We start from the raw sequence: 22538 nt of genomic DNA, 5'->3' as shown, positions 1-22538 counted from the left end.
CATGGCGCGTTCAAAAAACAAGGTACTCGATCTTAGCAGTGCATTGTTGCAACAGGGTAAAACCGCGTTGGGCACGCAGCCTGAAACAACCTCAGTCACTCCGCTTCCTGTCAGTGAACTGCCGATGGTGCTGACTTTGGATGAGTTAGCGCCCAACCCGGACAATCCCCGGACTTCCCGTAACCCTAAATATGAGGAAATCAAAGCGTCTATTCAGGCCCGTGGGTTGGATACTGTGCCAAAAGTTACCCGGGATCCGGAAGCCGGTTCGCCGGTTTATATCTTCAGTGATGGTGGCAACACCCGCTACCAAATTCTGTGCGAACTGTGGCAGGAAACCGGGGAAGAGCGTTTTTACCGTTTTCCTTGTTTGTTCAAACCGTGGCCGGGCCGCTTGTCCTGTGTCATTGGACATCTGGCCGAAAATGACGTGCGTGGCGACCTGAGTTTCATTGAAAAAGCGCTGGGTATCAGAAAGGCTCGCTCTATTTATGAAGAACAATTGGGTAAGAGCGTCACTCTCCGGGAGCTTTCTTCATTACTTGCTGCAGAAGGTTATCCGGTGCATTTCTCGGGGATCAGTCGAATGGAAGATACGGTGAAGTATCTGTATCCATCCATGCCGGCACTGCTTGAGTCAGGGCTGGGGGCGCCGCAAATCAGGCAGTTACTTTCCCTGCATAGTGACGCTGAAAAAACCTGGAAACTCTTTACTAATGATGTTTCTACAACGCGCTCTTTTGATGAAGTATTTGGTGCCGTTTGCCGTCATTTCGACGCGCCTGAAATGTATTCGCTGGATATGTTCCGTGATGAGCTGATTGGTGCTCTCGTAAAAGCACTGCCACATCCCTCACTTAACTATGACCGTTGGTTACTGGAACTCGATCCAAAGGAGCAAAATCGGCGTAAGCATTTGGGGGAACCAACATCGTTCTCGGTACAATCTTTAGAAGTTGATGATTCCTTGTCGTCAGAGGGATCTTCTGAGGAGAAAAGCAGTCAATTACCGCCGGGCGTAACCGAATACTCGGGCGATCAGAATATTGCGCCGACAGCCCTGGCCAGTGCTTTGTTTGATTCAGACAGCAAGCAGGACAACGCATCGGAGGAACAGCAGGAAGAGAAATCTGCACCTTCCTTCAATACGACGCGTGTAGAGACACAGCCTGATTTATACGGTGCGCCGGCGATACTCTCTGGTGAAACCGAAAGTGCCTCAGGGCGCGCCACCTTACCGGACAACGATGAGATATTAACGCGTTCTCCATTCCAGCCCGCGCACTTGGTCATGGAGCCACAACAAGATAACACCGAACATTCTGAGGTTGCTTTTGCTGAAGTAGGCCTGGAGCCTGTCGGCACTATCTGGGCCATTCCAACACTGCAGGATGATATTGAACATCTGCAGGTCATGACGTTCCGTCTGGCGTTCGAACTGGCCGAAGTCGCGGGGTGCGAAGCTGAAATCAAAGCTGATAGATCTGGATTGTACGCGGTCGGCTATACGCTGGCCGATCGGCATCTGGCGGCCGGACGTATTGAACAACCTTCCCCTTTTACTGTTTTTCTGCTCTCTCTTGCCGGCGTCAACAACACCGACCATGACGGTTGTTCGCTGGGCGATGTGTTAATCGGATCGGAGAGGGCTGCTGACTTACCGCTGTTTGACGACATTCACGCTGTCAAGCTGATGCGCCTTATCCGGATTATGCGTCGTCTGCGCGAGCTGCAGCGTGACGTACCAGCAACAGAGGAGAATAGCTGATGAATTTTTCGCAACGACAAGAACGCCTGGTGAAACTGGTTCGTAAACTTCTTGAGCTGGCTCGTAGCAACAGCAATTCCCATGAAGCCGGCCTGGCGTTGGCCCGGGCGCAAAAACTGATGGAAAAATACGGTATCAGCGAGCTGGATGCGAGCCTTTCATCAATACAGCAGGCCCCAAGTCAGGGAGCACCGTCAGAAGCTAAAAGCAAACTCCCCGAATGGATGTCCAGTCTGGCATGGGCGGTTTGCCATGCCTTTGGATGCCGCCTGTATTTCTCCTGGCGAGAAACTTCGTCCGGGTATCGCCGTAATGTGACGTTCTATGGCTTTAGCGGGCGCCCGGCGGTTGCCGCTTATGCGTTTGATGTGCTGAGCCGCCAGTTGAAAGATGCTACTTCGGCCTATTTGAAAACCCAGAACAAGCGTTTGAAACTGACTACGCGCCGTGCGCGAGCTGAGCAGTTTCGGGCCGGATGGGTTTTGGGCGTACGGCAGGTCATTACAACGTTTCGGGTTTCTGAACAGGAGCGCCAGTTGATGGTGTCATGGATGGAAAACCAGAGAATGGGCGAGTTACAAACACGCGCACTCAAGGCATGCCGCGGTGACGATATTGCCCGACGGCAGGGGTATGAGGCAGGACAGAACGCCCGGTTGCATCACGGTGTACAGGGAACCGGGCCTGCCGAGCTTGGTTATCGCCGGGAGGTTCAGTGATGCGCATTCAATTATCACTAATGGGTACCCCTTCCCTGGAGCCTGTTTTTCTGACCGGCTTGTCTTACCGCTTTATTTTTTCGCCATTCACTACCTTGAGCCCGGTGGCTGAATATCTGGGGGGAACCAACGATGAGTAACAGTTTATCTCAGGCGACCAATAGCTTGTTAACGCAGTTGGTTATGGAGTTGAAGTCCGGCTATATACGCCGTTGTGAGTCTCTGGGACTGACCACAGAGGAAATGCAACTGCTGCATGGTTTAACCGTTGAAGATCTGCATTACCTGTTGAACAGCCCGGTATCGGTACTGACATTTCAAATCCATCATGAAAACTTCTCATTGATGTTGCAGCATGCGCGTCGCGAACAGCAACGCATGCAACGTATTGACCGTGCCCTGGCGCTGGGAGGGTCTATTGAGATGATGCAGCACTATTTTGGGTTGACGACGGTTGAAGTTGCCGCCCGTCGGCGTATGACCGGTATCTGTATCCGTCAGGGGCGTTGCGCCGCACTCAGTGATGAAGAGAATGCGACGCTGTGGCGTCAGTGGCAAAAATCAGGCATTGACGATCCCTCAAGCGCGGATGGTCTGGATGTCATGATGCTGGCCGCAGAGCAAATGGATGTGTCACTCACGGCCGTGTGGCACGCGGTATGCGGCTTTGATGCTCCTCATACCAACAAGGCCAAAAAAGCCATTCAAGCGATCCGTAATAATGCCGTGAGAGGAACGGCGAGGGGGCAGGCATGAAATCCATGACCTTAATGCCCGGTTTACTGGCCCCCCGTTCTGCACCGCCATCTTGTCAGAAAAAAGCGAAAGCGCTGGTTCAGCAGTTTCGCCGGGGTGAGCGTAATTACAAAAATATCCATGTAAAAGGTAAGCACGCCCCCGGGCGTGCGTGGATAAAGATTAATGTTGGGGCCACCTGGCGTCTGTTGAGCCGTAACAGCGGCGCAGATTGGGAGTTGCTGACCCACGAACGCTACAACAATGAAATTTGGAAGTGATGACATTCACCCTGTGTCTGGATCCCGGGCACAGGCCTGAATGCCTTTAGGCCATGTGCAGAATTATTGCACGACAACCATTTGGCTACTTCGCCATATTTGCTGGCGTGAGCAGCGTGATAAGGATCCGCTAAATCGATGACTACAACTCGAATACCTGATGATAGCCTGATCTCCTTTACACTGGCGCAAATGAATGCCCGAATGGCGGAGCGAATAAGCGCTGAAAAACATACGGGTAGCGCCGATGTTACGAATCTGCGTAGTGGCCTGCTCTATATGGGCAATGTGCATGATTCCATACCCCGCCGATTATTGTTGGACACGCGTTTGTCACCGCTGGACAAAACGGCGTGGATAATGATCCGTCTATATGCGCAACAGAATCAGGGGGCTGTATTTCCCACCTATGACGAGCTGCAGTTGCAACTCGCTTCTCCATTTAACGGCAAAGCATCCCGTGAGACCGTTAGCCGAGTGTTGTTGATGTTACGCCTGACCGGCTGGCTCAGCCTGTGTCGCCGTGTACGTGACGACAAAGGTCGTGTGCGGGGAAACATCTATGCGCAACACGATGAACCATTATCAGCCCGTGATGCCGAGACGTTAGATCCAACTTGGCTTGATACGCTGGCTTCGGCCTGTGAGCATAAAAACCGCACAGTGAATCAAACGGCCTGGTCAGTGTTGTCCGACATCCAAAATGACCCGACAATGCGTCATCAGCATTCGCAGATGGCAGCTATCGTTGAACGCCTGGGAGCACCGCAAACGCCTCAGCAGATGGCGAACCGCGTGTCCTTCAGGGAGCCCATTTCCCATGGTTCTATAACCGAACCCGGTAATAATCCCCCTGGTTCGGATGCCGAACTCAGTCATGAAACGGGTAATGTCATGCAGAGTTCGTTTTCCGAACTCATTCTGGAATCAATCACTTACAAGGATTCAACCAAACCGAACTGTAACGTACGTAATTTCACACACAGTGTGAATAAAAAAACGTACGTACCAGAACTGCCAGCCGAACTGCAACGCAGCATGGCCGAGGATGATCGTCGGCAGATCACCGCTCAGCTTTGCGCATTGCCTGCTGAAGCTGCCCGGCAAGTGTTGGATAGTCTTGTTCAAACAATGGCCCGAGGAAACCTGCATAACCCGACTGCCTGGCTGCTGACGGTGATAAAACGCGCCCGGAACGGGGAATTGTACTCGCCGGCAAAACCGATACAGTCAGCGAAAACAAGCGGTACTGGAAAATCACAACGTGCTGCTGTTCCTGCAAAAACAGAATTACCTGTTCACCGAAAATCTGCATCACGGGAACATGTCAGCAGTATTGTCGCTAAATTACGTCAGCAAATGGCACGAGCTAAAATCAGAACATGAATGGGGTTTAGCATATTTGTATGAAAAGTGACCTTGTTGGCAGTGCCAGCAAGATTAAAAAATGATCGTTATGCTCAAAAAAGATTCCCGTTCATTGTGGATGGCAGTAAAGCCATCCACATGCCCAGATTCTACTGACGCATGCCGATCGCCAGGCGATTGAAGGCACTCATCAGCGCGATGGCGAAGCTCAGGTCGGCGATTTCCGTATCGCTGAACTGTGCCTTGAGTGGTTCGAAATCCTCGTCAGGCGCGTGGCTGCGAGCCACGTCTACCAGTGATTCCGTCCAGGCCAACGCCACGCGCTCACGTTCGCTGAAATGCGCGCTCACGCGCCAACCTGCCAGACTGTCCAGCTTTGCATCTGGTACGCCGCCGACGCGCAGGGCCGTTGTGTGCATCTCCAGGCAGAAAGCGCAGCCATTAATTTGCGAAACTCGCAGATAGACCAATTCGATCAACTGTTTTCCAAGACTGCTCTTGTCCAGGGCTTTCTTGGTGAGGCCGAGTCCTTGGTAGGCTTCAGGCGAAAGGGTTTGATAAGGCAGGCGAAGTGTGTTCATGGAAGGTCTCCGATAGGAAGTGAAGAAACGAGAAACGAAGCTAGCGCAAGGCGAGTTTGAGCCAATACTTCAATAGTCGGGGATAGCCCCGGTAAGTACACGAACTGCACGTTGTGGTTCCCCATGACGGCCCGGGCGTATTGCGCTGGCAGCGGCACAAGCGGCTCCACAGCCAGGCTGTGCGTTGTCATACAAATGCTGCAGTCGAGGGCGTTGCAATTGTCCAAAACCGCCAACACTTGCTGAGCGCCGAGTGATTCGTGGTCGGCAGGGCTACATTCTAGGCTGTGTCCCTTAACCTCCCTGCATACCCAAAAGTGCTGTAGGAATCATCTCCGAAATGTGATTTTCGGTTGAATATTGAACGATTTCGGGCCGATTTTTATCGCTTAAACGCGTTTTTTGCACAGTTATACCAATACTGATCTGTACAAAAAATAGTTACGGGACACACCTTAGGAAAAGAAGTTGGTTCATAGTTCGTCATGCCTATAGTGCCTGGCTGAAATGCAGTCCTTTGGACAGCAGACCCTGACGGAAATAGAAGCGTTGCGCCAGAGCATTGCCCAATGCGGTATCGAGCACCAAATGGGCACACTCCTGTCGCTGTGCTTCCTCACGAAGTGCCTCAATCAGTCTGCTGCCCAAGCCCAAGCGCCGGGCACCCAAAACCGCCACTAGGTCATCAACATAGAGGAATCGTCCATACAGCAGGTTTTCCTGGATGCGGTAGCCCGCCAACGCCATGATCTGATCGCCCTGCCATGCGGCCAGCAGACGATAGCCTTCCCCGGCTTGGCGGCGGGCCTGCGCAGCGAATGCGGCAGCATCGGGAAGATGAGGTCGCAATTCGTGCATAACGTCGAAACAGGCCAGGTAGTCCTGATCGCTGTTGATGGGGCTCATTCGAAAAGTGCGCATGTCGATCTCCTTGTCATGGAGCCAGTACTTTAGGAAAATAATGACCTGGTAAAAAGGTGCAAGAATTGAATAAATGAATAGGTCATAGCGTATGAACATGCAGCAGTTGAAGCCAAGCCGAGAGCACGATTCGCCTATCTATTTACAGTTGTACCGGCGTTACCGGGATGCGATTGCCGCTGGAAAACTCCATCCAGGCGATCGGGTGCCGTCGGTGCGTAGCCTCGCCAGTGAACTGAACCTGGCGCGCGGCACGGTCGAAATGGCTTATCAAATGCTGACCAGTGAGGGCTATTTCCTGACGCGCGGCCCAGCCGGCACCTTCGTCTCGCCCAAACTGGAAAATCTGAGCGAACCGGGGCACGCCTCTGCGTCCAACCCTCCTGCACCGTCACGCTCACGTCCGCAGATCGAGACCGGTCAAGTACGGCCTTTCCAGCTCGGCTTGCCGGCACTGGATGCATTCCCGCGCAAGACCTGGGTGCGCCTGGCCGGCCACAATCTGCGCATTCTGGATACGGCGGCCATGAGTTATCCCGACCCGGCGGGTTATGAACCGTTACGCCGCGCCATCTCAGCCTATCTCGGCATCTCGCGCGGCATCGCCTGCACGCACGAGCAGGTGTTCGTCACCGCCGGCTACCGGGGCACGCTGGAGCTGGTGTGCCGCACGCTGTTGCGAGCCGGAGATGTCGGGTGGTACGAAGACCCCGGCTACATCTTCGCCCGCCAGTTCCTGGAGCGCACAGGCATGCGCCTGGAGCCGGTGCCCGTGGATATCGAAGGCCTGAACGTGGATATCGGCCAACAGCGGGCTGCCAGGGCACGTTTCGCTGTGGTGACACCCACGCACCAGAGTCCCATGGGGATGGCATTGTCTCTGCCCCGGCGGCTGCAACTACTGGAATGGGCCAACCACCATCAAGCGTGGATCATCGAGGACGACTATGATAGCGAGTTCCGCTACCACGGCCGGCCTCTACCCGCACTGAAAAGCCTGGATCGCTACGGGCGCGTGCTTTACACCGGTACCTTCAGCAAGGTGATGTTTCCCGGCCTATGCCTGGCCTATCTGGTCGTACCTGAAGCACAGATTGAACAGTTCAGGGACGCGGCGAACCACCTTTGCGGGCCCGGCTCGATCCTGCCCCAAGCGACGGTGGCCGATTTCATGGAGCAGGGCCACTTTGCCCGGCATCTACGCAGGATGCGCTCACTGTATGCGGTCCGGCGTGGCTATTTGGTCGATGCTCTTTTACAGGCATTCGGTTCATGCCTGCACGTCCAGCCCCAAGCTGGCGGCATTCATGTGCTGGCGCACCTAAACACTCGACACAACGACAAGGTCTTGGCCGCAGCGGCAGAGTCCCACGGCCTGGCTGTCCAAGCCTTGAGCAGGTGGCGGATACGAAGGTCGCAGCAAGGAGGCTTGCTGATGGGGTTTGCCGGCTTCATCACGGGCGAACAGGCGACGGAGTCAGTTCAGCGTCTGAAAACCGCACTGGCTGAATGCCAGTCTGTGTCCCGAAATAGGCTCTGATAGAATAACGTTCTGATTTTTCATGTAGATATCGCTATGAACCGCCCCCTGTTTACCTCTCTCTCTCAGAGTTTAGTCTTCAGAATTACCGGGGGGGGCATTGTTGATTAAAAATTGACCTTGTTGGTAGTGCCAACAAGATTAAAAAATGAACACCCCGCCTTTTACTCTTTCTCTTCACAAACCAAAAAGAGTTTTGAATTGCTGCTTTCTGGCCCTGCCGAGACTATTTCAAGCCAAACATACTCTCAGCAGACAGAAGGATGCTCAACATGGCAGATACAGCAAACAATTCTCCAGATACTCCCGCACGGGGAAAGGCGGGGGCACTGAAGTCGACTTTAACAGTTCAACTGCATACCCAATATGCCATCCTTTTATGGGAAGGCCGTCAACGTCAGAAAGAGTCAAAAAAACCTCAAATAGTTAGCATGCCCCAGGTCATCGCCAGGGCAGGTAAAATCAATGCCGATTCGGATAATGACAACCCGTATGCAGACTCCGCTATGCTGTTGTTGGAGCTGGCGATAGAGCGAGGAACCGCGCGCTTACAAAAGAAAGTCGCAGAGCTCGAAAAAACCTTATCCGATTTGCCAAGCCAGATCACGATGTCCGATGTTTACTCCGTTTCGCCTTTAAATATCGGTGTATTCAGCCGAACTCCCTTGGGCTACCGTTGTGTCTGGCTACTGGTTGGTTTCGACCAGCTTGCGATGAAAGCTTTCCAGGCCTGGCATTACGGTTTGATTTCACGCCAGAAACGCGATGACTTACTGAGTAAGGGGGGGCACTGGGTTCGTCAGGTATACGGGGTGGTGCAACAATATCGTTCTGTCAGCGTGACCCGCGATGATATTCGTCTGCAAACGCCTGCCGGTCTTGAGGCTATCAAACGGTTAGGTGAGCCGGATGCAGATATCTTAACTGGTGTGAAACGTTCAACGTTCTCCCCGCCGTTACGTAATCCTGTCACAGTCTCTGCTGATTCTTCCTCTGATAAAGGAGGCAATGCATGAGCCCTTACAAGAAAGCGTTAATACCTGCCCTGTTCTGCACGGCGCTGATTTTAAGCGGTTGCGCCGGTAGCGACCTCGCTGCGTGGAATCAAAAAATCAGTGATGCCGCCCATTCGCTGGCCGGCGGCAGTGCCAGTAGCACTAATGATAATGATATGCCCTGGATGACAAAAGCCGGAAACACCGGCCCGCGTCAAAATGTGCTCCATGTTTATACTCTTCCCGTGGATGTTGATACCGCCGCGGCCCGCCTCAAAAGTCATTATCAGTTTATCTCTTCAGATGAACTGGAAAGTTTGCGTAAACGTGATCAGTACGGTGACTGGAGTGCCGGCTCTGTTGATGAAGCCCACTCCGTATGGTCAGCGGTAAAGGGCAGCTACTATAAAATGGGGCAGGAATGGAAAGGAAGCGATCGCCTGGTGCTGGAAATTGAGAAATCCGGTGCCGGCAGTCGTTTGAAGGTGACTTACAGTTCCCCGGATAGTTCGCATCTGACCGATGCGTATTTGGGGCGTTTAATGAAGCAACTGCAGCAGGTTGCTAACGGTCAGGTGAGCTGACTGGAGGCGATCAGATGCAACTCTATCTCTGTGAGAAACCGTCCCAGGGTAAAGATATTGGCGCCATCCTTGGGGCGACCCAACGTAAGCAGGGTTATCTTGCCGGGCCCGGAGTCATTGTTACCTGGGCTGTAGGGCATCTATTAGAGCAGGCTCAACCTGAGACCTACGGTGAACAGTATGGCAACCCATGGCGCGAGTCCGTACTGCCCATCGTGCCGACGCAGTGGAAAATGACCGTTAAAAAAGATACGGCGGATCAGTTTGCCGTTGTCAGATCACTTCTGAAGCAAGTGGATTCCGTGGTCATCGCCACTGATGCCGATCGGGAAGGCGAGGTCATCGCCCGCGAGCTGCTGGAATATTGCCACTTTACGGGGGCCGTACAGCGGCTCTGGTTATCCGCGCTGGATGAGGCGAGTATTCGCCAGGCACTGGCGAATAAGCTGCCTGGTGAAAAGACGGCGGCGCTTTACCATGCAGGCATGGCGCGAGCGCGGGCTGACTGGATGACGGGAATGAACCTGACCCGGCTTTATACCCTGAAAGCCCGGGAACAAGGGTATGGCGAGGTCTTGTCGATCGGCCGGGTGCAGACGCCCGCGTTGGCGCTGGTCGTGAACCGTGACCGTGAAATTGCCAGTTTTGTGTCAAAACCGCACTGGCAGGTACAGGCTACCTTGCAGAAGGAGGGGATCAATTTCCCTGCCAACTGGGTGCCCGCCGCCAACTACTGTGACGAGGAGAAACGTTGTATTCAGCAAAATGTGGCGCAGGCCGTGGTGCAGCTTTGCCAGCAAACGGGGAGTGCCCTGGTTCTTGATGTGGGGACGGAGCGTAAGAAAGCGTCAGCTCCTCTGGCCTTTGATCTGGGTACACTGCAACAGGCCTGCTCTCGCCAATGGGGAATGAGCGCAAACCAGGTATTGAGCATTGCTCAATCGTTGTATGAAACCCATAAGGCGACCACCTATCCCCGCACCGATTGCGGTTATCTGCCGACGTCAATGCGTGAAGAAATCCCACAGGTTCTTAATGCCATCACGCGAACGGATCCCACACTGAGCGCGACAGTGGCTAAACTCGATACAGGTTTTGTTTCACGGATCTGGAACGATAAGAAAATCACCGCTCACCACGGTATTATTCCTACAAAACAGCCGTTCGACCTGAGTAAGTTGTCTGCCGATGAGCTTAGGGTCTACCAACTGATACGCCAGCATTACCTGGCGCAGTTCCTGCCGCTCCATGAAGTCGATGTCACTGAAGCGACCTTCAATATTGGCGGCCAACTGTTTCGTACCCGCGGCAAGGTTGAGATCGTAGCTGGCTGGAAAGCGTTGTTTCAGCACGAAGGCAGTGAATCGAAGGAGGACGACGATGAGGCTCGTCTCCCGACGCTTGTTAAAGGACAGTCCTGTGCCGTAGCCGGCGCTGAGCTTAAAACCATGCAAACAAAGCCGCCGGCGCACTTCACTGATGGGACGTTGATTGCGGCGATGAAAAATGCGGCTGCATTCGTCAGCGATCCTCAACTTAAGAAAATTTTGAAAGAGAATGCCGGATTGGGGACTGAAGCGACGCGAGCCGCTATCCTGGAAACGCTATTCAAGCGAGGATACCTGGAGAAAAAGGGAAAATTCTTGTTCTCCACACCGATTGCCGGCGAGTTAATTGATGCCCTGCCGGCAGCGCTGACAAACCCGGGTATGACGGCGCTATGGGAACAGGCGCTGGATGAGATTGCCCAGGGGCAGATGAGTCTGGAAACGTTTATGTCGCGGCAGGCGCAGTGGACGGGGCATCTGGTCGAGAAAGGTAAAACGCAGGCGGTGAAGTTCACTGCGCCGCCGTCTCCTCCTTGCCCTGTCTGTGGCGGAGCGATGCGCCGGCGTGCGGGCAAGAAAGGCGGTGGCGCCTTTTGGGGATGTATCAATTACCCAACCTGCCAGGGTATTGTCAATATTGGGACGAAAACCAACCGTAACGGTAAACGATATAAAGGGAAAGCAGCGGCTAAAAATAAAGCAACCTCACCGGAGTAAGAGATTGTCTGATGTATATGGTGGAAACTTTTGCTAAGGTGAACGGGCTTTGATGCAGGGTACCCCGTGACTGCGGTGGTAGGAAAATTCTTCCATGGTTTTTTTCTACTTCAGTCCGGTCAGCGGCCTTCACACTCAGGTTGGTTGACAAGGCGCATGCGACTCCGTGAAAAACGCGCCGGGACACTAGGTTCCTCCCCGGAGTCTGTTTGATTATATGAAAGGTTAAGGTACCGACCCCAGGGCGTTGATTTTCGGATCAACGCCGTTTTTATTTTTATCGCTCGCAAAACGTATTATTAACGTTGACACTCACATAACTTGCATTAAAAATGAACAGGCTTACTTGTTGTCTTCGGACAACCAGCCAATGCTTCAGCACTCTGTGAGAAGCGCCTTCGGGTGAGTGCCAGCCAAAGTTTCAGCGGTCTGTGAGAAACGCCTTAGGGTGACTGCCAATAGCCTCGTAGCCTGAAAGAGGAAGCCCATGTGGTGGTAACTCCGTTTAGCCTTTGAGAACGGGGATCACTTAGCGGTGATGAAGGTCTATTTCACAATCAAGACAGCCTGCACTGACATACGACTTTGCAGGTCCCCGACGGGAAACACTTTTCCCGTCGGGGAAGGTGTTTTTCTCCGTCACCGAATCTACACTCCATGGAGAAAACATCATGTCTCAAGCGCAAAACACGTCCAACAAAACTGAATATTTCAACCTGACCATCAAAGGGATGGGGTATCTCAGTAATGTTCGCCAGGTCAATGGTCCTAACGGTACTTTTATCAGCTGTGTCATCAATGGACTTTCTGGTCCTACCGATAACGCCAGTTATACGCGTTTCGATGTCACGGTCGCCGGTAAAGAAGCCAGCAGCCTCATCAATCGCTGTCAAAAGTCGGTTGATGAAGACAAAAAAGTCCTGATTGGGTTTGTGCTCAGCAACCTGAAAACGGACATTTATACGCTCAACAGCGGTGAACATGCCGGTGAACAGCGTGTCAGTCTGAAAGCCCGCCTTATCAAGGTCGATTGGATAAAAATCGGCCATGAGAAGGTTTACCAGGCTGAAAAATCCGACTCTATGCCGCCTCAGCAAGGTTCTGCACAGCAGCAATACGCAGAAAACTCCTTCTGATAACGCCCTCTACGCCTCGATTTATCGGGGCGTTTTTCCCCTTCTGATTCTATTCCCTATGAGGATTTGATTATGGCGTCTCGTGGCGTAAACAAAGTCATACTTGTCGGTCATCTCGGCCAAGATCCGGAAGTCCGTTATATGCCAAATGGCGGTGCGGTTGCTAACATTACCCTGGCAACCTCTGAGAGCTGGCGCGATAAGGCGACCGGTGAGCAGAAGGAAAAAACAGAATGGCACCGCGTTGTGCTGTTCGGAAAACTGGCTGAAATTGCCGGTGAGTACCTGCGTAAAGGTTCTCAGGTTTACATTGAAGGTCAACTCCAGACCCGAAAATGGCAAGACCAAAGCGGGCAGGATCGTTATTCTACCGAAGTCGTGGTCAATATGGGCGGCTCCATGCAAATGCTAGGTGGTCGTTCCCAGGCTGTTAACCCGAGCCAACGTGCTCAGGGGGGATGGGGGCAGCCACAGCAGCCAATGCATAGTGGTTCCGCAACTCAGAAACCTCAATCTGGAGGTGGAGGAAACGAACCGCCGATAGACTTCGACGATGATATACCGTTCCTGGGGGTTGGGTACGGAGTAGCAAAATCCGTCATTTACGCCCTTTGATTGTCCGGAGATCACTATGCCGACAATTCTCAGAGTGGACGGTTTTCGCTTTTACTTTTACAGCCATGAACCGAATGAGCCTGCGCATGTCCATATTGATAAGGGCAATGCAACGGCTAAAATATGGTTACATGATGGCAGTGTTGCGCGTAGTGTGGGGTTTGCTTCACATGAACTGCGCTTACTACAACGTTTGGTCGCTGAACATCAGACACTTTTACAGGAGGCCTGGAATGCTTACTTTGCACAATGAGAACGATCTGCGTGTAATGAACGTCCATATCGATGACGATCGTCTGACTGTCGATTTGATGGATGGCCGTTCCATTTCAGCCCCTCTGGCCTGGTATCCTCGTCTTGCGGCCGGCACTCAGGCTCAACGTGAAAACTGGGAGCTGTGTGGTGCGGGTTTAGGCATACACTGGCCAGATCTGGATGAGGACTTAAGTACGGAAGGACTGCTGTTGGGAGCGAGAGGCGTTAATCGTTCTCCCTCTTTAACTTAGTCCCTTTATTTTAATCCTCTTCGTCTAACAAAACGCTGACTTTCGGGTTGGCGTTTTTTTTTGTTTTGCAAAAAGAGTTGTTAATTGAGGGCCGTGGGCGGTAACCGCACAGTGACACCTGTCAATTGTCACTGAACAGGAAACCATCCGGATGAAAAAAACACTCGTCATCACTTCCCTGGCGGCCATCATGCTAACCGGGTGCGCCCCCCGGCAACCTCTGCAACAACGTGATGTTTCATCAGTCACGCCGCCTGTTACCGTTACCCGTAATGTGCAACCGGTTAGCCCGGACGTTTATGCCCGGGCGCCGGAAGTGGTTCGTTATGACCGCTATTTACTGGTCAGCACTGATCCTGCTTCCGTCCAGAGCGATCCGCTCTCCCAGATTATTGATATTCGCATCCCGGCGTCGGTTAAGCCGACGGTGGCGGATGCCTTGCGTTATGCCCTGCGCCAGTCGGGATACTCCCTGTGCGCCACGGGGCCGGCAAACGGTGTGCTGTACCGGCAGGCTTTGCCGGCCGTTCAGTACCAATTAGGGCCAATGCGTTTACGTACCGCGTTGCAGGTACTGGCGGGGCCTGCGTGGCAGCTTGAAGTGGACGATGTACAGCGTGTCGTTTGCCACAGCCTGCGCGAAGGCTACCAGTTGCCGGCCACGCAGTTGCCGCCGGCGCCGGTTGTATCTGCCCCGATCAGCGCACCGGCGACGTCTATTGCGCCGCCGCCAGTAAAACCCGTACCAGCAACGGGAGGATGGCTGAAAAAATGACAGGACAAAACGAACAAATGCCCCAGATGACCGCGCCTCAAAAAGGTCTCCTTCGCAGCAAAACATTCTGGGGGCTTACCGGAGGCGCATTGATTGTCCTCATGATGGGCTTGGCAGGCAGTCATGCGCTTAAGGGCGTTAATCAACGTGTTGCACAACTGGAGCAGGCTCAGAGAACCCTGTCGCCACAAGACGATGTGGCGTCTTTGCGCAACGCTCTCGGGGCGCAACAGCAGCAAGTCGCCATGCTGGAAAGCCGCCAGGCGCAATTCGAGACGAAACTTGCGGCAATCATCAGTAACCCAGTATCGCCGCAGCAGTTGCAGGTGCAACTGGAGGCTCAGCAAGCGGATTTGAACGCTTTGAAAGATGACCTCGCCGCATACAAAAAATCGGCGTCATTAGCCCCAACACCAACGACTGATACCCCGGCAAGCTCAACTGATGCATCGACAAAGCCATCAACATCCGTCCCCGCAGCGCCGTCTGCGACGGCCAAAATCATCCCAAAGCACCCGCCTACGCCGATTAAATCGCCTGCACGCGAAGCCGTCCGCGTGGTACGCAAAGCGCCTTTTGTGCTGACGGGGATTGAGCGGCGAGGTACTGCCGCATTCGCCGCCGTGGCACCGCAGGGGTTCAGTGATTTATCCCAGGTGCGTCTAATCGGCGAGGGGGAGTCAGTATCAGGATGGCAGTTGGTCAGCGCCGGGGTTGGCCAAGCTACATTCCGCGTAAATGGCCGTCTGCAGACGCTCAACGTGCAGTAAGGAATTTTAGATGAGACAAAAAAACACGTTTTTTATCCTGTCGGTACTGCTCCTGTCATGCGGTTCTGCCCACGCCAGGATCCAGGCTGTAAACAGTCAGGGACAGGACGTTTCCAATCAGGAAACCGCACAGAGCACTTCTCAGCATCTCCAGAAACAGGCCAGCGAATGGGGGCTGAATGCTGAAGATTACCAGCGTTACCAACAATTAATGGATGGCCCCCGCGGTATGCAGTCACCCGGGCTCGATCCATTAACGGCGTTGGGCATTGAGGCGAGAAGCGATGCTGAACGGAAAAAATATGCCGAACAATGGGTCAGGCAAGAATTTGCCCGTACCGAGAAAGAACTGAAGTTCCAGCGTGAGGTGGATGCGGCCTGGCAGCGACTGGGAGTATTGCCGGTCAGTATGGGGAATGCTGCGGGGATTGCGCACGATACCGGCGGCCGCCTGGCCCTGTTTGTTAAGGCCAAAGATTGCGCCCAGTGTGATGCGCGTCTGGCGGCGGTTCTGGCGGACAACCGACCTGTCGATATTTACCTGGTCGACAGCCAGGGCAACGACAGTTTTCTGCGTGACTGGGCCCGGGCGCACCACATTCCCGTTGATAAGGTTCGCGCGCGCCAAATTACGCTCAATCATGACGGTGGCCGCTGGATGAAATTCGGCAACGGCCTGATGCCGGTTGTGTTGCAACAGGGGGAAAACGGATGGACTATCGCCGCGTTCTGACCCTGGCGTTGTTAGTGGGATGTGGGGTGCCGGTTTGCGGACAGGCCGCTACGGCACAAGATATCCCGGCTGGTTACCGCGAAGTGGCTATGCGTCACGGGGTGCCGGCGGAATCGCTCTACTCGGTGGCGCTGGCTGAAACCTCGATGGCGCCCAAAAGTATTTCCTCTGTTACCCGGGGTGCTGGCCAGCCCCCTTCGGTAGAACGTCCCTGGCCATGGACCATTAATGTGGCCGGGAAAGGTTACCGATATGCCAGCCGTCTGCAGGCCTGGGAAGCCCTGCAGAATTTCCTGAAAACGCATCCGCGTAAACGTATTGATGTCGGTATTGCCCAGGTCAACCTGGGCTGGAACGGTCACCATTTTACGTCGACCTGGGAGGCATTTGACCCTTATACCAACCTCAACGCTGCCGCGAGCATTCTGCGAGAGTGCTATGACCGTAACCCGGGGAGTTGGATGGCGGCCGCCGGCTGCTATCACCACCCCGCCGGCGGCGCTCCTGCCGCTCGCTACAAATCCATCGTGAAAACCAAGTTGGCACGGATTAACGGCGGAACGACGGCTCCAGCCATCGTACCCCGTATGACGCCAATTCCGGTACAGACCACGGCGTTGACCTGGATAGAACCACGGAGCCAATAATTATGCGTAAAGTGAATTTTCTGTTGTTCGGCTTGTACTTGGTAACGGCCACCGCGTTAGCGAATTTGAACGTCATTGCCGATGTAGGGGGCGATGATGCCGCACCCTATTTTGAGGGGATCAATCGCCAGGACGTGCGGCCTTCCCCCCCTCTAGAACCGCCGCTCCCGTTGTCTGCACCTGAAACGGAAACGACGATGTTGCCAGTGAGCACGCCGGAGCTGACCCCGGGGAACGTCGCCTCACGACCGCTGAATCTACCTGGCATCGGCGCCTTGTTTATTGTGGGGGATGATGACGCCTCCCGTGTCTGGCTGCAGGCAAATGCGAAAAGCCTGAAGTCCCAGCGTGCCGCCGGATTGGTGGTGAACGTCAGCCACTTTCCGGGGCTTCAGTCACTGCGTGAAATGGCCCCCGGCGTGCCTATGGCGCCGGCGTCAGGCAGCGAGCTGGCGCGCCGTCTGCAGTTCAGCCATTACCCGGTACTTATCACAGACACCGGATTATCGCAGCAGGTTACCCCATGATGCCCGTGCAGCATCTGGTTGCCGCTCTGTTGGCGAGCCCGTTGCTTTCAGCCCTGCTGATTGGGCTGTTTATCGGCACGATGGCCATCCTAAACCTGCGAGGACGTGAGACGGCATCCAAACGGCGTCATCGGCGGTATCGTGCTACAGCCGAACGGCTGATTCAACGGGTACCGCAATTATCAGGGGATGCGCAACGCCTGGCTTATCTGCGAAAAATCAACCCTTATGTTTTTGAGGAGTTGTTATTACTTGCCTTTGAACGCCAGGGATGCCCGATTATCCGCAATGCCTCCTACAGCGGTGATGGTGGGTTGGATGGCCAAGTGTTTATCGACGGCCAGCGTTATCTTATCCAGGCCAAACGCTATGGTAAGACGATTACTCCTGGCCATATTCAGCATTTTGGGGCGTTGTTGTTACGTGAGCGCTGTGGCGGCTTTTTTATCCATACCGGGCGTACGGGAGAACTCAGCCGGTCGTTGCTACGTGCGCATCCGCAAATCCAACTTATTAGCGGACAACGCTTGCTGGATCTGCTGAATGGCAAAGCGTCCTGGTATGAGGCTCCCTTCCCCTATTCAAAATCTCAACGGAGTAAATCCGATGCGTCTTACTTTTAATCGGTTGCCGGCACCGTGCCTATATGGATGGAGAAAAAACGATGAGTAATCGCCATGTAATGGAAGCCCTACTGCGTCCAGCAGTGGAACTCAACACGGCAATCGTCGCCGGCGCCGCGGCCGGGATTTGTTTTGTGGCACCCTGGTCGGTGGCATTGGCGCCGTCGGTCAGTTATGTCACTGCCAGTGGTTTCGCGGTTCTGTCGGTTATTCGGGCGCGTCAGGGCATGAAGGTGATCCGTTACCGTCGTAATCTGCGTCGTTTACCCCGCTATGTCATGACCAGCGCGCAGATCCCTGTCAGCCGGCAACGGCTTTTTCTTGGCAAAGGTTTTCGCTGGCAACAGAAACACACCCAGCGCCTGATGGATACGCGCCGGCCGGAAGTCGAGAAGTATGTTCTCCCGCCAAAACTTTATCAGATGGCGCGGCGTCTGGAACTGCAAACCGAATACAACATGCCGTGGTTGTCCCAGTTGCTGCGAACCGATTCGCCGTTGAATCCAGTCCGGCCTTTGCCGCCAGTGGGGGGCAATCCGGCAATCCATGGCATTGAGCCGGATGAGCTCGACGTCTCGATGCCGCTCGGTGAACGTGTCGGCCACACTCTGGTGCTGGGCACGACGCGAGTCGGCAAAACCCGCCTGGCTGAACTGCTGATCTCCCAGGATATCCGCCGTGGCGATATCACAATCGTATTTGATCCAAAAGGTGATGCAGACCTGCTACGTCGGGTCTGGGCTGAAACCCATCGTGCTGGCCGCGGTGAAGAGTTGTATATCTTTCATCTCGGGTGGCCGGATATCTCTGCACGTTATAACGCCGTCGGCAGGTTTGAGCGTGTTTCGGAAGTGGCGGGCCGTATTTCCGGGCAGTTAAGTGGAGAGGGGAACAGCGCTGCCTTCCGCGAGTTTGCCTGGCGGTTCGTCAACATCGTTGCCCGCGCCCTGGTCGCCCTGGGCCAACGCCCTGACTACACCTTGATCACCCGCTATGTGAATAATATCAATGAGCTTTATGAAACCTATGCGCATAAGGTTATCGGGGAGCGTATGCCAGCGTTACAGCAGCAGATCGAGAACAGCCTGAAAGTGCTGACGGAAGATGATGTGCCGCGCAATATGCAGGGCCAGCCGAACGCGATAAAAATCATGGCGGTAGAAATAGCCCTGAGCTCGGAAGCCGGTAAGCAGCTGTATGATCCTATTCTGGATGGATTGCGTAGTGCGGTGCGTTATGACCGAACCTATTTTGACAAAATCGTGGCATCTTTGCTGCCACTGCTGGAAAAACTGACAACCGGTAAAACCGCTGAATTGTTGGCACCCGATTATACGAACATGGCCGACCCGCGCCCCATTTTTGACTGGGAGCAGGTCATTCGCAAGCGCGGCATTGTTTATGTCGGATTGGATGCGTTGTCCGATGGCGTGGTGGCCTCAGCTGTCGGTAACAGCATGTTCGCTGATCTGGTATCCGTGGCCGGCCATATCTATAAACACGGTATGCACGGTGGACTGCCAACCCGAGCCGACGGCAAGCTGCCGATAAACCTGCACTGTGACGAGTTCAATGAACTGATGGGTGACGAGTTTATTCCGCTCATCAATAAGGGCGGCGGTGCCGGTATTCAGGTGACGGCCTATACGCAAACTGAATCAGACATAGAAGCCCGTATCGGCAATGCAGCCAAAGCGGCCCAGGTCACCGGTAACTTCAATACGCTGATTATGTTGCGTGTGCGTGAGCAACGTACGGCTCAGTTACTGACATCACAATTGCCGGAGGTGGAGGTTTATACCAAGACCCTGGTATCTGGTCATGCAGACACCGCCGATGTTGAGAAAGGGCAGGATTTTACTTCCAGCACCCAGGATCGTGTCAGCACAGTGAAGACACCGTTACTGGCGCCAGCTGATGTGATTAATCTGCCCAAAGGCCAGGCGTTTGCCCTGCTGGAAGGCGGGCAGTTATGGAAAATCCGCATGCCGTTACCCAGCGGTGACGGTGATGATGCACTGATGCCCGCTAATCTGCAAAAAATTGCCGAGGAGATGAGGCGTAACTACCGGACCAGTGAGTCCTGGTGGTCGGCGAGCCAGATCATGCCGGATACGGTAGGGAGAACGCATGTCGCAAACGGATAATACTCAGCCGCAGCATCCTGTGCCGCCGCGAAAGCACGGATTGATTTACAACGTGCTGTGGGGCTGGCCCTGGACATTGATCGGGATGTTCATGGCTTCGCTCTTTGTGAGTCTGGTGATCGAATATGTCGGAATGGTGTTCTTCTGGCCGGAACTGGGGGCGTCGCACAGTGAAGCGGTGATGCATACGGAAATCGGGTATTTGTCATCGGAGTTTACCCGCAGCCTGCTGTTGTCGGAACCGTCGATCACCCTGGTTCGCTGGATCAGCGCGACCTATCAGTGGGCATTTGTCGACAGCGGCTTCCTTGCATGGATCCATCGTGCCTATGAGACGCAAGCGCACAGCCAGAATGCGATAGCCAGAGAATTGAACAACTGGAGTGCTCAACTGGCCGATTCATTGCAGGGGTTCCTGCTGGCGAGCATGTATGTCACGGTGATCGCCCTGATTCGGGTCACGATTCTGGTGCTGTCTATCCCGCTCTTTGTGTTGGTGGTGCTGGTCGCGTTGACCGAAGGGATGGGGCGGCGTGATATTCGGCGTTACGGCGCTGGGTATGAGTCGAGCTTTGTCTATCACCATGCGAAACGGATGGTGAAACCCGCTGTTTATATCCCCTGCATGCTGTATCTGTCCTGGCCAACGGCCGTGTATCCCAATCTGCTGTTATTGCCGGCTGCTATTCTGCTGGGTATCGCGGTAACTGTAACCACCGCATCTTTCAAAAAATACCTCTGATCTCAGGCTGTTATTCGGGCTGGACGGTGGCGTGCAAAACTTGTTTTTGTGCGCCTCCGTCAGCAGACAAGCCGCGATCAGCGGCGCGTCAGTGATAATTTCACAACATAGATTGTATTACGCCATATAGAACGCCAATTATCCCGACCCCACCCGATATGTAGCTGAACCGTCTTAATCTGTTTTCACGCCGTTGCCGGGTTATGAAGAGATCTTTCAAACTGGCTGCTAATTGGTTGATCTGATGTTCGCTTTCTGGCGTTTGTTTTCGGATTACTTCAAGGTTAGCTCTTATGTCCTTGGGTAGCTCAATCAGTCCTTCTTGTTCCTCGTACCAATTGATAATGTCTCTTAGGGTATTCGTATGATTATCACCCCTAGTTTTTTTTAGCTCTTCTTCGAATAAATTTTTTAAAACCAGGTTGAGTGAGCTATAGCTTATATATTTTTTATTCAAGAATATGTGTAAGTCTTCATTTTTTAATTTATTGTTTTGTATGGCTATTCTTATGATTCTACGATAGCGAAGAGTTGTTATATACCAACCGATGAAGATGATAATCCCCGATGCCACCACAGCGAAGGCTATCGGCATAACGCTATATAAAAGAACTACTGCAATATCATTGATTTCTTTCAGTGTCATTTCCTTGCTTCTCCTTTTGCTAAACAGTGAGAAGTATACTTCTGCTGATTCATATCAGTTGGTGCTTTTCCCGAAAATTATCAAAAAACCATAAAGATTTAACCGCTGACCTTCTCCGCCTTATACCGCACCCTGACAGCACCCTAAATCACTAAGGAGTGCTCGTATGCCTATCCCCGTTATAACCCGACGTATTAACGCCGGCTGTTTGCTGGGTCTGACACTTCTGGCCGCTTTGCCATCGCAGGCATCTGAAAAGGATGAGTTGGCTTCTGCCCAACGCATGTTGATTCAGGTGCAGTCGGCGCTGGAACGTGCCCGTGTCGCCGCTGTTCAGGCGGATCCGTCAGAACAAGGCCGTTTTTACTTTGACTATCAACGCGCCACGTCCGACCTCAAAACCATCAACTCCGGTATCGATCGTTATCTGGAACCGTCCCGGGCGCAACCGCGTGATGTTGGCGCTGTCGCCGGCAATTACCGACGGGAGCGCCCCTGATGGCCATGAGTAGCGCGCAGGAGCAGGCATTCAACACCGCCAGCGGCGGGGTTGATAGCAGCATCCTTTCACTGATCTGCCTTGGCGGACTACTGGCAACGCTATTCGTTTGGTCCGCCTGGGCATTGGTTGATATCTGGCAAGGGTGGAGCAACGAGAAAGTGCGTAACAATGCGCTTATCCATTTCACCGTCAGGCTCGTGATTTTGTTGCTCGTATCAACCTGGATGTTCGCCAGCTGAAGTATTTTTCTCACCAAAAGGAATCGATTATGAACGCTGTACGTTTTTTTCGTCATATTGCTGCACGACTGGCCGTGGCCACGTCACTGGCTTATACCGCTACCCAACCTGCGCAGGCTGCGTTACCTACCGTAGAAGCTCCCTCGTCAGGTAGTGGCAGCGGCCTGATGGCAACCATCAAAGGCTACTTCCAGGATGGGATTGTCGTCATTGGTCTGGTCGCGGCCGCGGTGGCCTTTCTGATTGTCGCCAATTCGGCTATTCAAACCTTTGCAGAAGTGCGTAACGGTAAGGCTGACTGGGCCAAATTTGGCGCCATTGTGCTGGTCGGTGTCGTGTTGTTGGTCATTGTTATCTGGCTGGTTGGCAAATCTGCCGAAATTCTGTTCTGAG

Annotated in this window: 28 protein-coding genes; 25 read left to right on the top strand and 3 right to left on the bottom strand. The window is 53.6% G+C overall.

The features are described 5' to 3' along the window. The first annotated feature begins 1 nt into the window (after position 1). From AC559G_RS19670 to AC559G_RS19645, 6 genes are all read left to right on the top strand, one after another. Positions 2–1768, top strand: a complete 1767-nt coding sequence (locus AC559G_RS19670; RefSeq protein ID WP_498914119.1) for a ParB family protein — start codon at positions 2–4, stop codon at positions 1766–1768. Then, positions 1768–2487 (top strand): DUF2786 domain-containing protein, encoded by a 720-nt coding sequence (locus AC559G_RS19665; protein WP_498914117.1) that lies wholly within the window; start codon positions 1768–1770, stop codon positions 2485–2487. Before AC559G_RS19670 ends, AC559G_RS19665 begins: the two co-directional genes overlap by 1 nt. Further along, complete coding sequence (locus AC559G_RS19660; protein ID WP_498914116.1) at positions 2487–2627, top strand: hypothetical protein; 141 nt, start codon at positions 2487–2489, stop codon at positions 2625–2627. The genes AC559G_RS19665 and AC559G_RS19660 overlap by 1 nt, the downstream gene beginning before the upstream one ends. Next, positions 2620–3243: a DUF2857 domain-containing protein gene (locus tag AC559G_RS19655; RefSeq protein ID WP_498914114.1), complete on the top strand. Its 624-nt coding sequence runs from the start codon at positions 2620–2622 to the stop codon at positions 3241–3243. The genes AC559G_RS19660 and AC559G_RS19655 overlap by 8 nt, the downstream gene beginning before the upstream one ends. Then, positions 3240–3503 carry a ParE family toxin-like protein gene (locus AC559G_RS19650; protein ID WP_498914112.1) on the top strand — a complete coding sequence of 88 codons (264 nt, stop codon included), beginning with the start codon at positions 3240–3242 and terminating at the stop codon, positions 3501–3503. The genes AC559G_RS19655 and AC559G_RS19650 overlap by 4 nt, the downstream gene beginning before the upstream one ends. Positions 3504–3641: 138 nt before the next feature. Then, the gene (locus AC559G_RS19645) at positions 3642–4889 is read left to right on the top strand and encodes an STY4528 family pathogenicity island replication protein (protein ID WP_498914110.1); all 1248 of its coding nucleotides are present in this window, start codon (positions 3642–3644) and stop codon (positions 4887–4889) included. A gap of 131 nt (positions 4890–5020) precedes the next feature. On the opposite strand, the gene AC559G_RS19640 is transcribed toward AC559G_RS19645, so the two are convergent. Continuing rightward, positions 5021–5452: a carboxymuconolactone decarboxylase family protein gene (locus AC559G_RS19640; protein WP_498914108.1), complete on the bottom strand. Its 432-nt coding sequence runs from the start codon at positions 5450–5452 to the stop codon at positions 5021–5023. Between the two features lie 489 nt (positions 5453–5941). Beyond that, positions 5942–6373 carry a GNAT family N-acetyltransferase gene (locus tag AC559G_RS19635; RefSeq protein ID WP_498914107.1) on the bottom strand — a complete coding sequence of 144 codons (432 nt, stop codon included), beginning with the start codon at positions 6371–6373 and terminating at the stop codon, positions 5942–5944. A gap of 91 nt (positions 6374–6464) precedes the next feature. On the opposite strand from AC559G_RS19635, the gene pdxR reads away from it, so the two are divergent. From pdxR to AC559G_RS19555, 16 genes are all read left to right on the top strand, one after another. Then, positions 6465–7913 carry an aminotransferase-like domain-containing protein gene (gene pdxR / locus AC559G_RS19630; RefSeq protein ID WP_498914106.1) on the top strand — a complete coding sequence of 483 codons (1449 nt, stop codon included), beginning with the start codon at positions 6465–6467 and terminating at the stop codon, positions 7911–7913. Positions 7914–8185: 272 nt separating this feature from the next. Then, complete coding sequence (locus AC559G_RS19625) at positions 8186–8929, top strand: PFL_4669 family integrating conjugative element protein (protein WP_498914104.1); 744 nt, start codon at positions 8186–8188, stop codon at positions 8927–8929. After that, positions 8926–9492, top strand: a complete 567-nt coding sequence (locus AC559G_RS19620) for a hypothetical protein (protein ID WP_498914102.1) — start codon at positions 8926–8928, stop codon at positions 9490–9492. Before AC559G_RS19625 ends, AC559G_RS19620 begins: the two co-directional genes overlap by 4 nt. 14 nt (positions 9493–9506) lie before the next feature. Then, the gene (locus tag AC559G_RS19615; RefSeq protein ID WP_498914100.1) at positions 9507–11537 is read left to right on the top strand and encodes a DNA topoisomerase III; all 2031 of its coding nucleotides are present in this window, start codon (positions 9507–9509) and stop codon (positions 11535–11537) included. A gap of 671 nt (positions 11538–12208) precedes the next feature. Then, a complete protein-coding gene (locus AC559G_RS19610; RefSeq protein ID WP_498914098.1) occupies positions 12209–12673 on the top strand; it encodes an STY4534 family ICE replication protein in 465 nt (154 codons plus the stop codon). Positions 12674–12745: 72 nt separating this feature from the next. Continuing rightward, the gene (locus AC559G_RS19605; RefSeq protein ID WP_498914096.1) at positions 12746–13288 is read left to right on the top strand and encodes a single-stranded DNA-binding protein; all 543 of its coding nucleotides are present in this window, start codon (positions 12746–12748) and stop codon (positions 13286–13288) included. 16 nt (positions 13289–13304) lie between these two features. Further along, positions 13305–13541: a DUF4160 domain-containing protein gene (locus tag AC559G_RS19600; RefSeq protein ID WP_498914094.1), complete on the top strand. Its 237-nt coding sequence runs from the start codon at positions 13305–13307 to the stop codon at positions 13539–13541. After that, complete coding sequence (locus AC559G_RS19595; protein WP_498914092.1) at positions 13522–13794, top strand: DUF2442 domain-containing protein; 273 nt, start codon at positions 13522–13524, stop codon at positions 13792–13794. Before AC559G_RS19600 ends, AC559G_RS19595 begins: the two co-directional genes overlap by 20 nt. A gap of 151 nt (positions 13795–13945) precedes the next feature. Further along, positions 13946–14569 carry a PFGI-1 class ICE element type IV pilus protein PilL2 gene (gene pilL2, locus AC559G_RS19590; RefSeq protein ID WP_498914090.1) on the top strand — a complete coding sequence of 208 codons (624 nt, stop codon included), beginning with the start codon at positions 13946–13948 and terminating at the stop codon, positions 14567–14569. Then, positions 14554–15339 (top strand): hypothetical protein, encoded by a 786-nt coding sequence (locus AC559G_RS19585; protein ID WP_498914088.1) that lies wholly within the window; start codon positions 14554–14556, stop codon positions 15337–15339. Before pilL2 ends, AC559G_RS19585 begins: the two co-directional genes overlap by 16 nt. 10 nt (positions 15340–15349) lie before the next feature. Next, entirely contained in the window at positions 15350–16072 is a 723-nt protein-coding gene (locus AC559G_RS19580; protein WP_498914086.1) for a TIGR03759 family integrating conjugative element protein, read from the top strand. Continuing rightward, on the top strand, positions 16051–16719 hold the full coding sequence (locus AC559G_RS19575; RefSeq protein ID WP_498914084.1) for a lysozyme family protein: 669 nt from the start codon (positions 16051–16053) through the stop codon (positions 16717–16719). The genes AC559G_RS19580 and AC559G_RS19575 overlap by 22 nt, the downstream gene beginning before the upstream one ends. 2 nt (positions 16720–16721) lie before the next feature. Further along, entirely contained in the window at positions 16722–17246 is a 525-nt protein-coding gene (locus AC559G_RS19570) for an integrating conjugative element protein (protein ID WP_498914083.1), read from the top strand. Further along, complete coding sequence (locus AC559G_RS19565) at positions 17243–17869, top strand: restriction endonuclease (RefSeq protein ID WP_498914081.1); 627 nt, start codon at positions 17243–17245, stop codon at positions 17867–17869. The genes AC559G_RS19570 and AC559G_RS19565 overlap by 4 nt, the downstream gene beginning before the upstream one ends. 41 nt (positions 17870–17910) lie before the next feature. Continuing rightward, on the top strand, positions 17911–20016 hold the full coding sequence (gene traD / locus AC559G_RS19560) for a type IV conjugative transfer system coupling protein TraD (protein WP_498914079.1): 2106 nt from the start codon (positions 17911–17913) through the stop codon (positions 20014–20016). Further along, entirely contained in the window at positions 20000–20758 is a 759-nt protein-coding gene (locus tag AC559G_RS19555) for a TIGR03747 family integrating conjugative element membrane protein (RefSeq protein WP_498914077.1), read from the top strand. The genes traD and AC559G_RS19555 overlap by 17 nt, the downstream gene beginning before the upstream one ends. A gap of 100 nt (positions 20759–20858) precedes the next feature. On the opposite strand, the gene AC559G_RS19550 is transcribed toward AC559G_RS19555, so the two are convergent. After that, positions 20859–21404, bottom strand: coding sequence for a hypothetical protein (locus AC559G_RS19550; protein WP_070082786.1), 546 nt, complete (start codon positions 21402–21404; stop codon positions 20859–20861). 166 nt (positions 21405–21570) lie between these two features. Between AC559G_RS19550 and AC559G_RS19545 the strand changes: the two genes are divergently transcribed. From AC559G_RS19545 to AC559G_RS19535, 3 genes are read left to right on the top strand one after another with little or no spacing between them, the layout of a single operon-like run. Then, on the top strand, positions 21571–21903 hold the full coding sequence (locus tag AC559G_RS19545; RefSeq protein WP_498914076.1) for an integrative conjugative element protein, RAQPRD family: 333 nt from the start codon (positions 21571–21573) through the stop codon (positions 21901–21903). After that, positions 21903–22145 (top strand): TIGR03758 family integrating conjugative element protein, encoded by a 243-nt coding sequence (locus tag AC559G_RS19540; protein ID WP_498914074.1) that lies wholly within the window; start codon positions 21903–21905, stop codon positions 22143–22145. Before AC559G_RS19545 ends, AC559G_RS19540 begins: the two co-directional genes overlap by 1 nt. 29 nt (positions 22146–22174) lie before the next feature. Further along, on the top strand, positions 22175–22537 hold the full coding sequence (locus AC559G_RS19535) for a TIGR03745 family integrating conjugative element membrane protein (RefSeq protein ID WP_498914073.1): 363 nt from the start codon (positions 22175–22177) through the stop codon (positions 22535–22537). Position 22538: the final 1 nt, after the last annotated feature.

Origin of the sequence: Gibbsiella greigii, from assembly GCF_039540155.1 — a bacterium.
In the GTDB taxonomy this organism is placed as follows: Bacteria; Pseudomonadota; Gammaproteobacteria; order Enterobacterales; family Enterobacteriaceae; genus Gibbsiella; species Gibbsiella quercinecans.
Note: the sequence above shows the minus strand (reverse complement) of the source record. Positions and strands in the feature narration are given on the sequence as shown.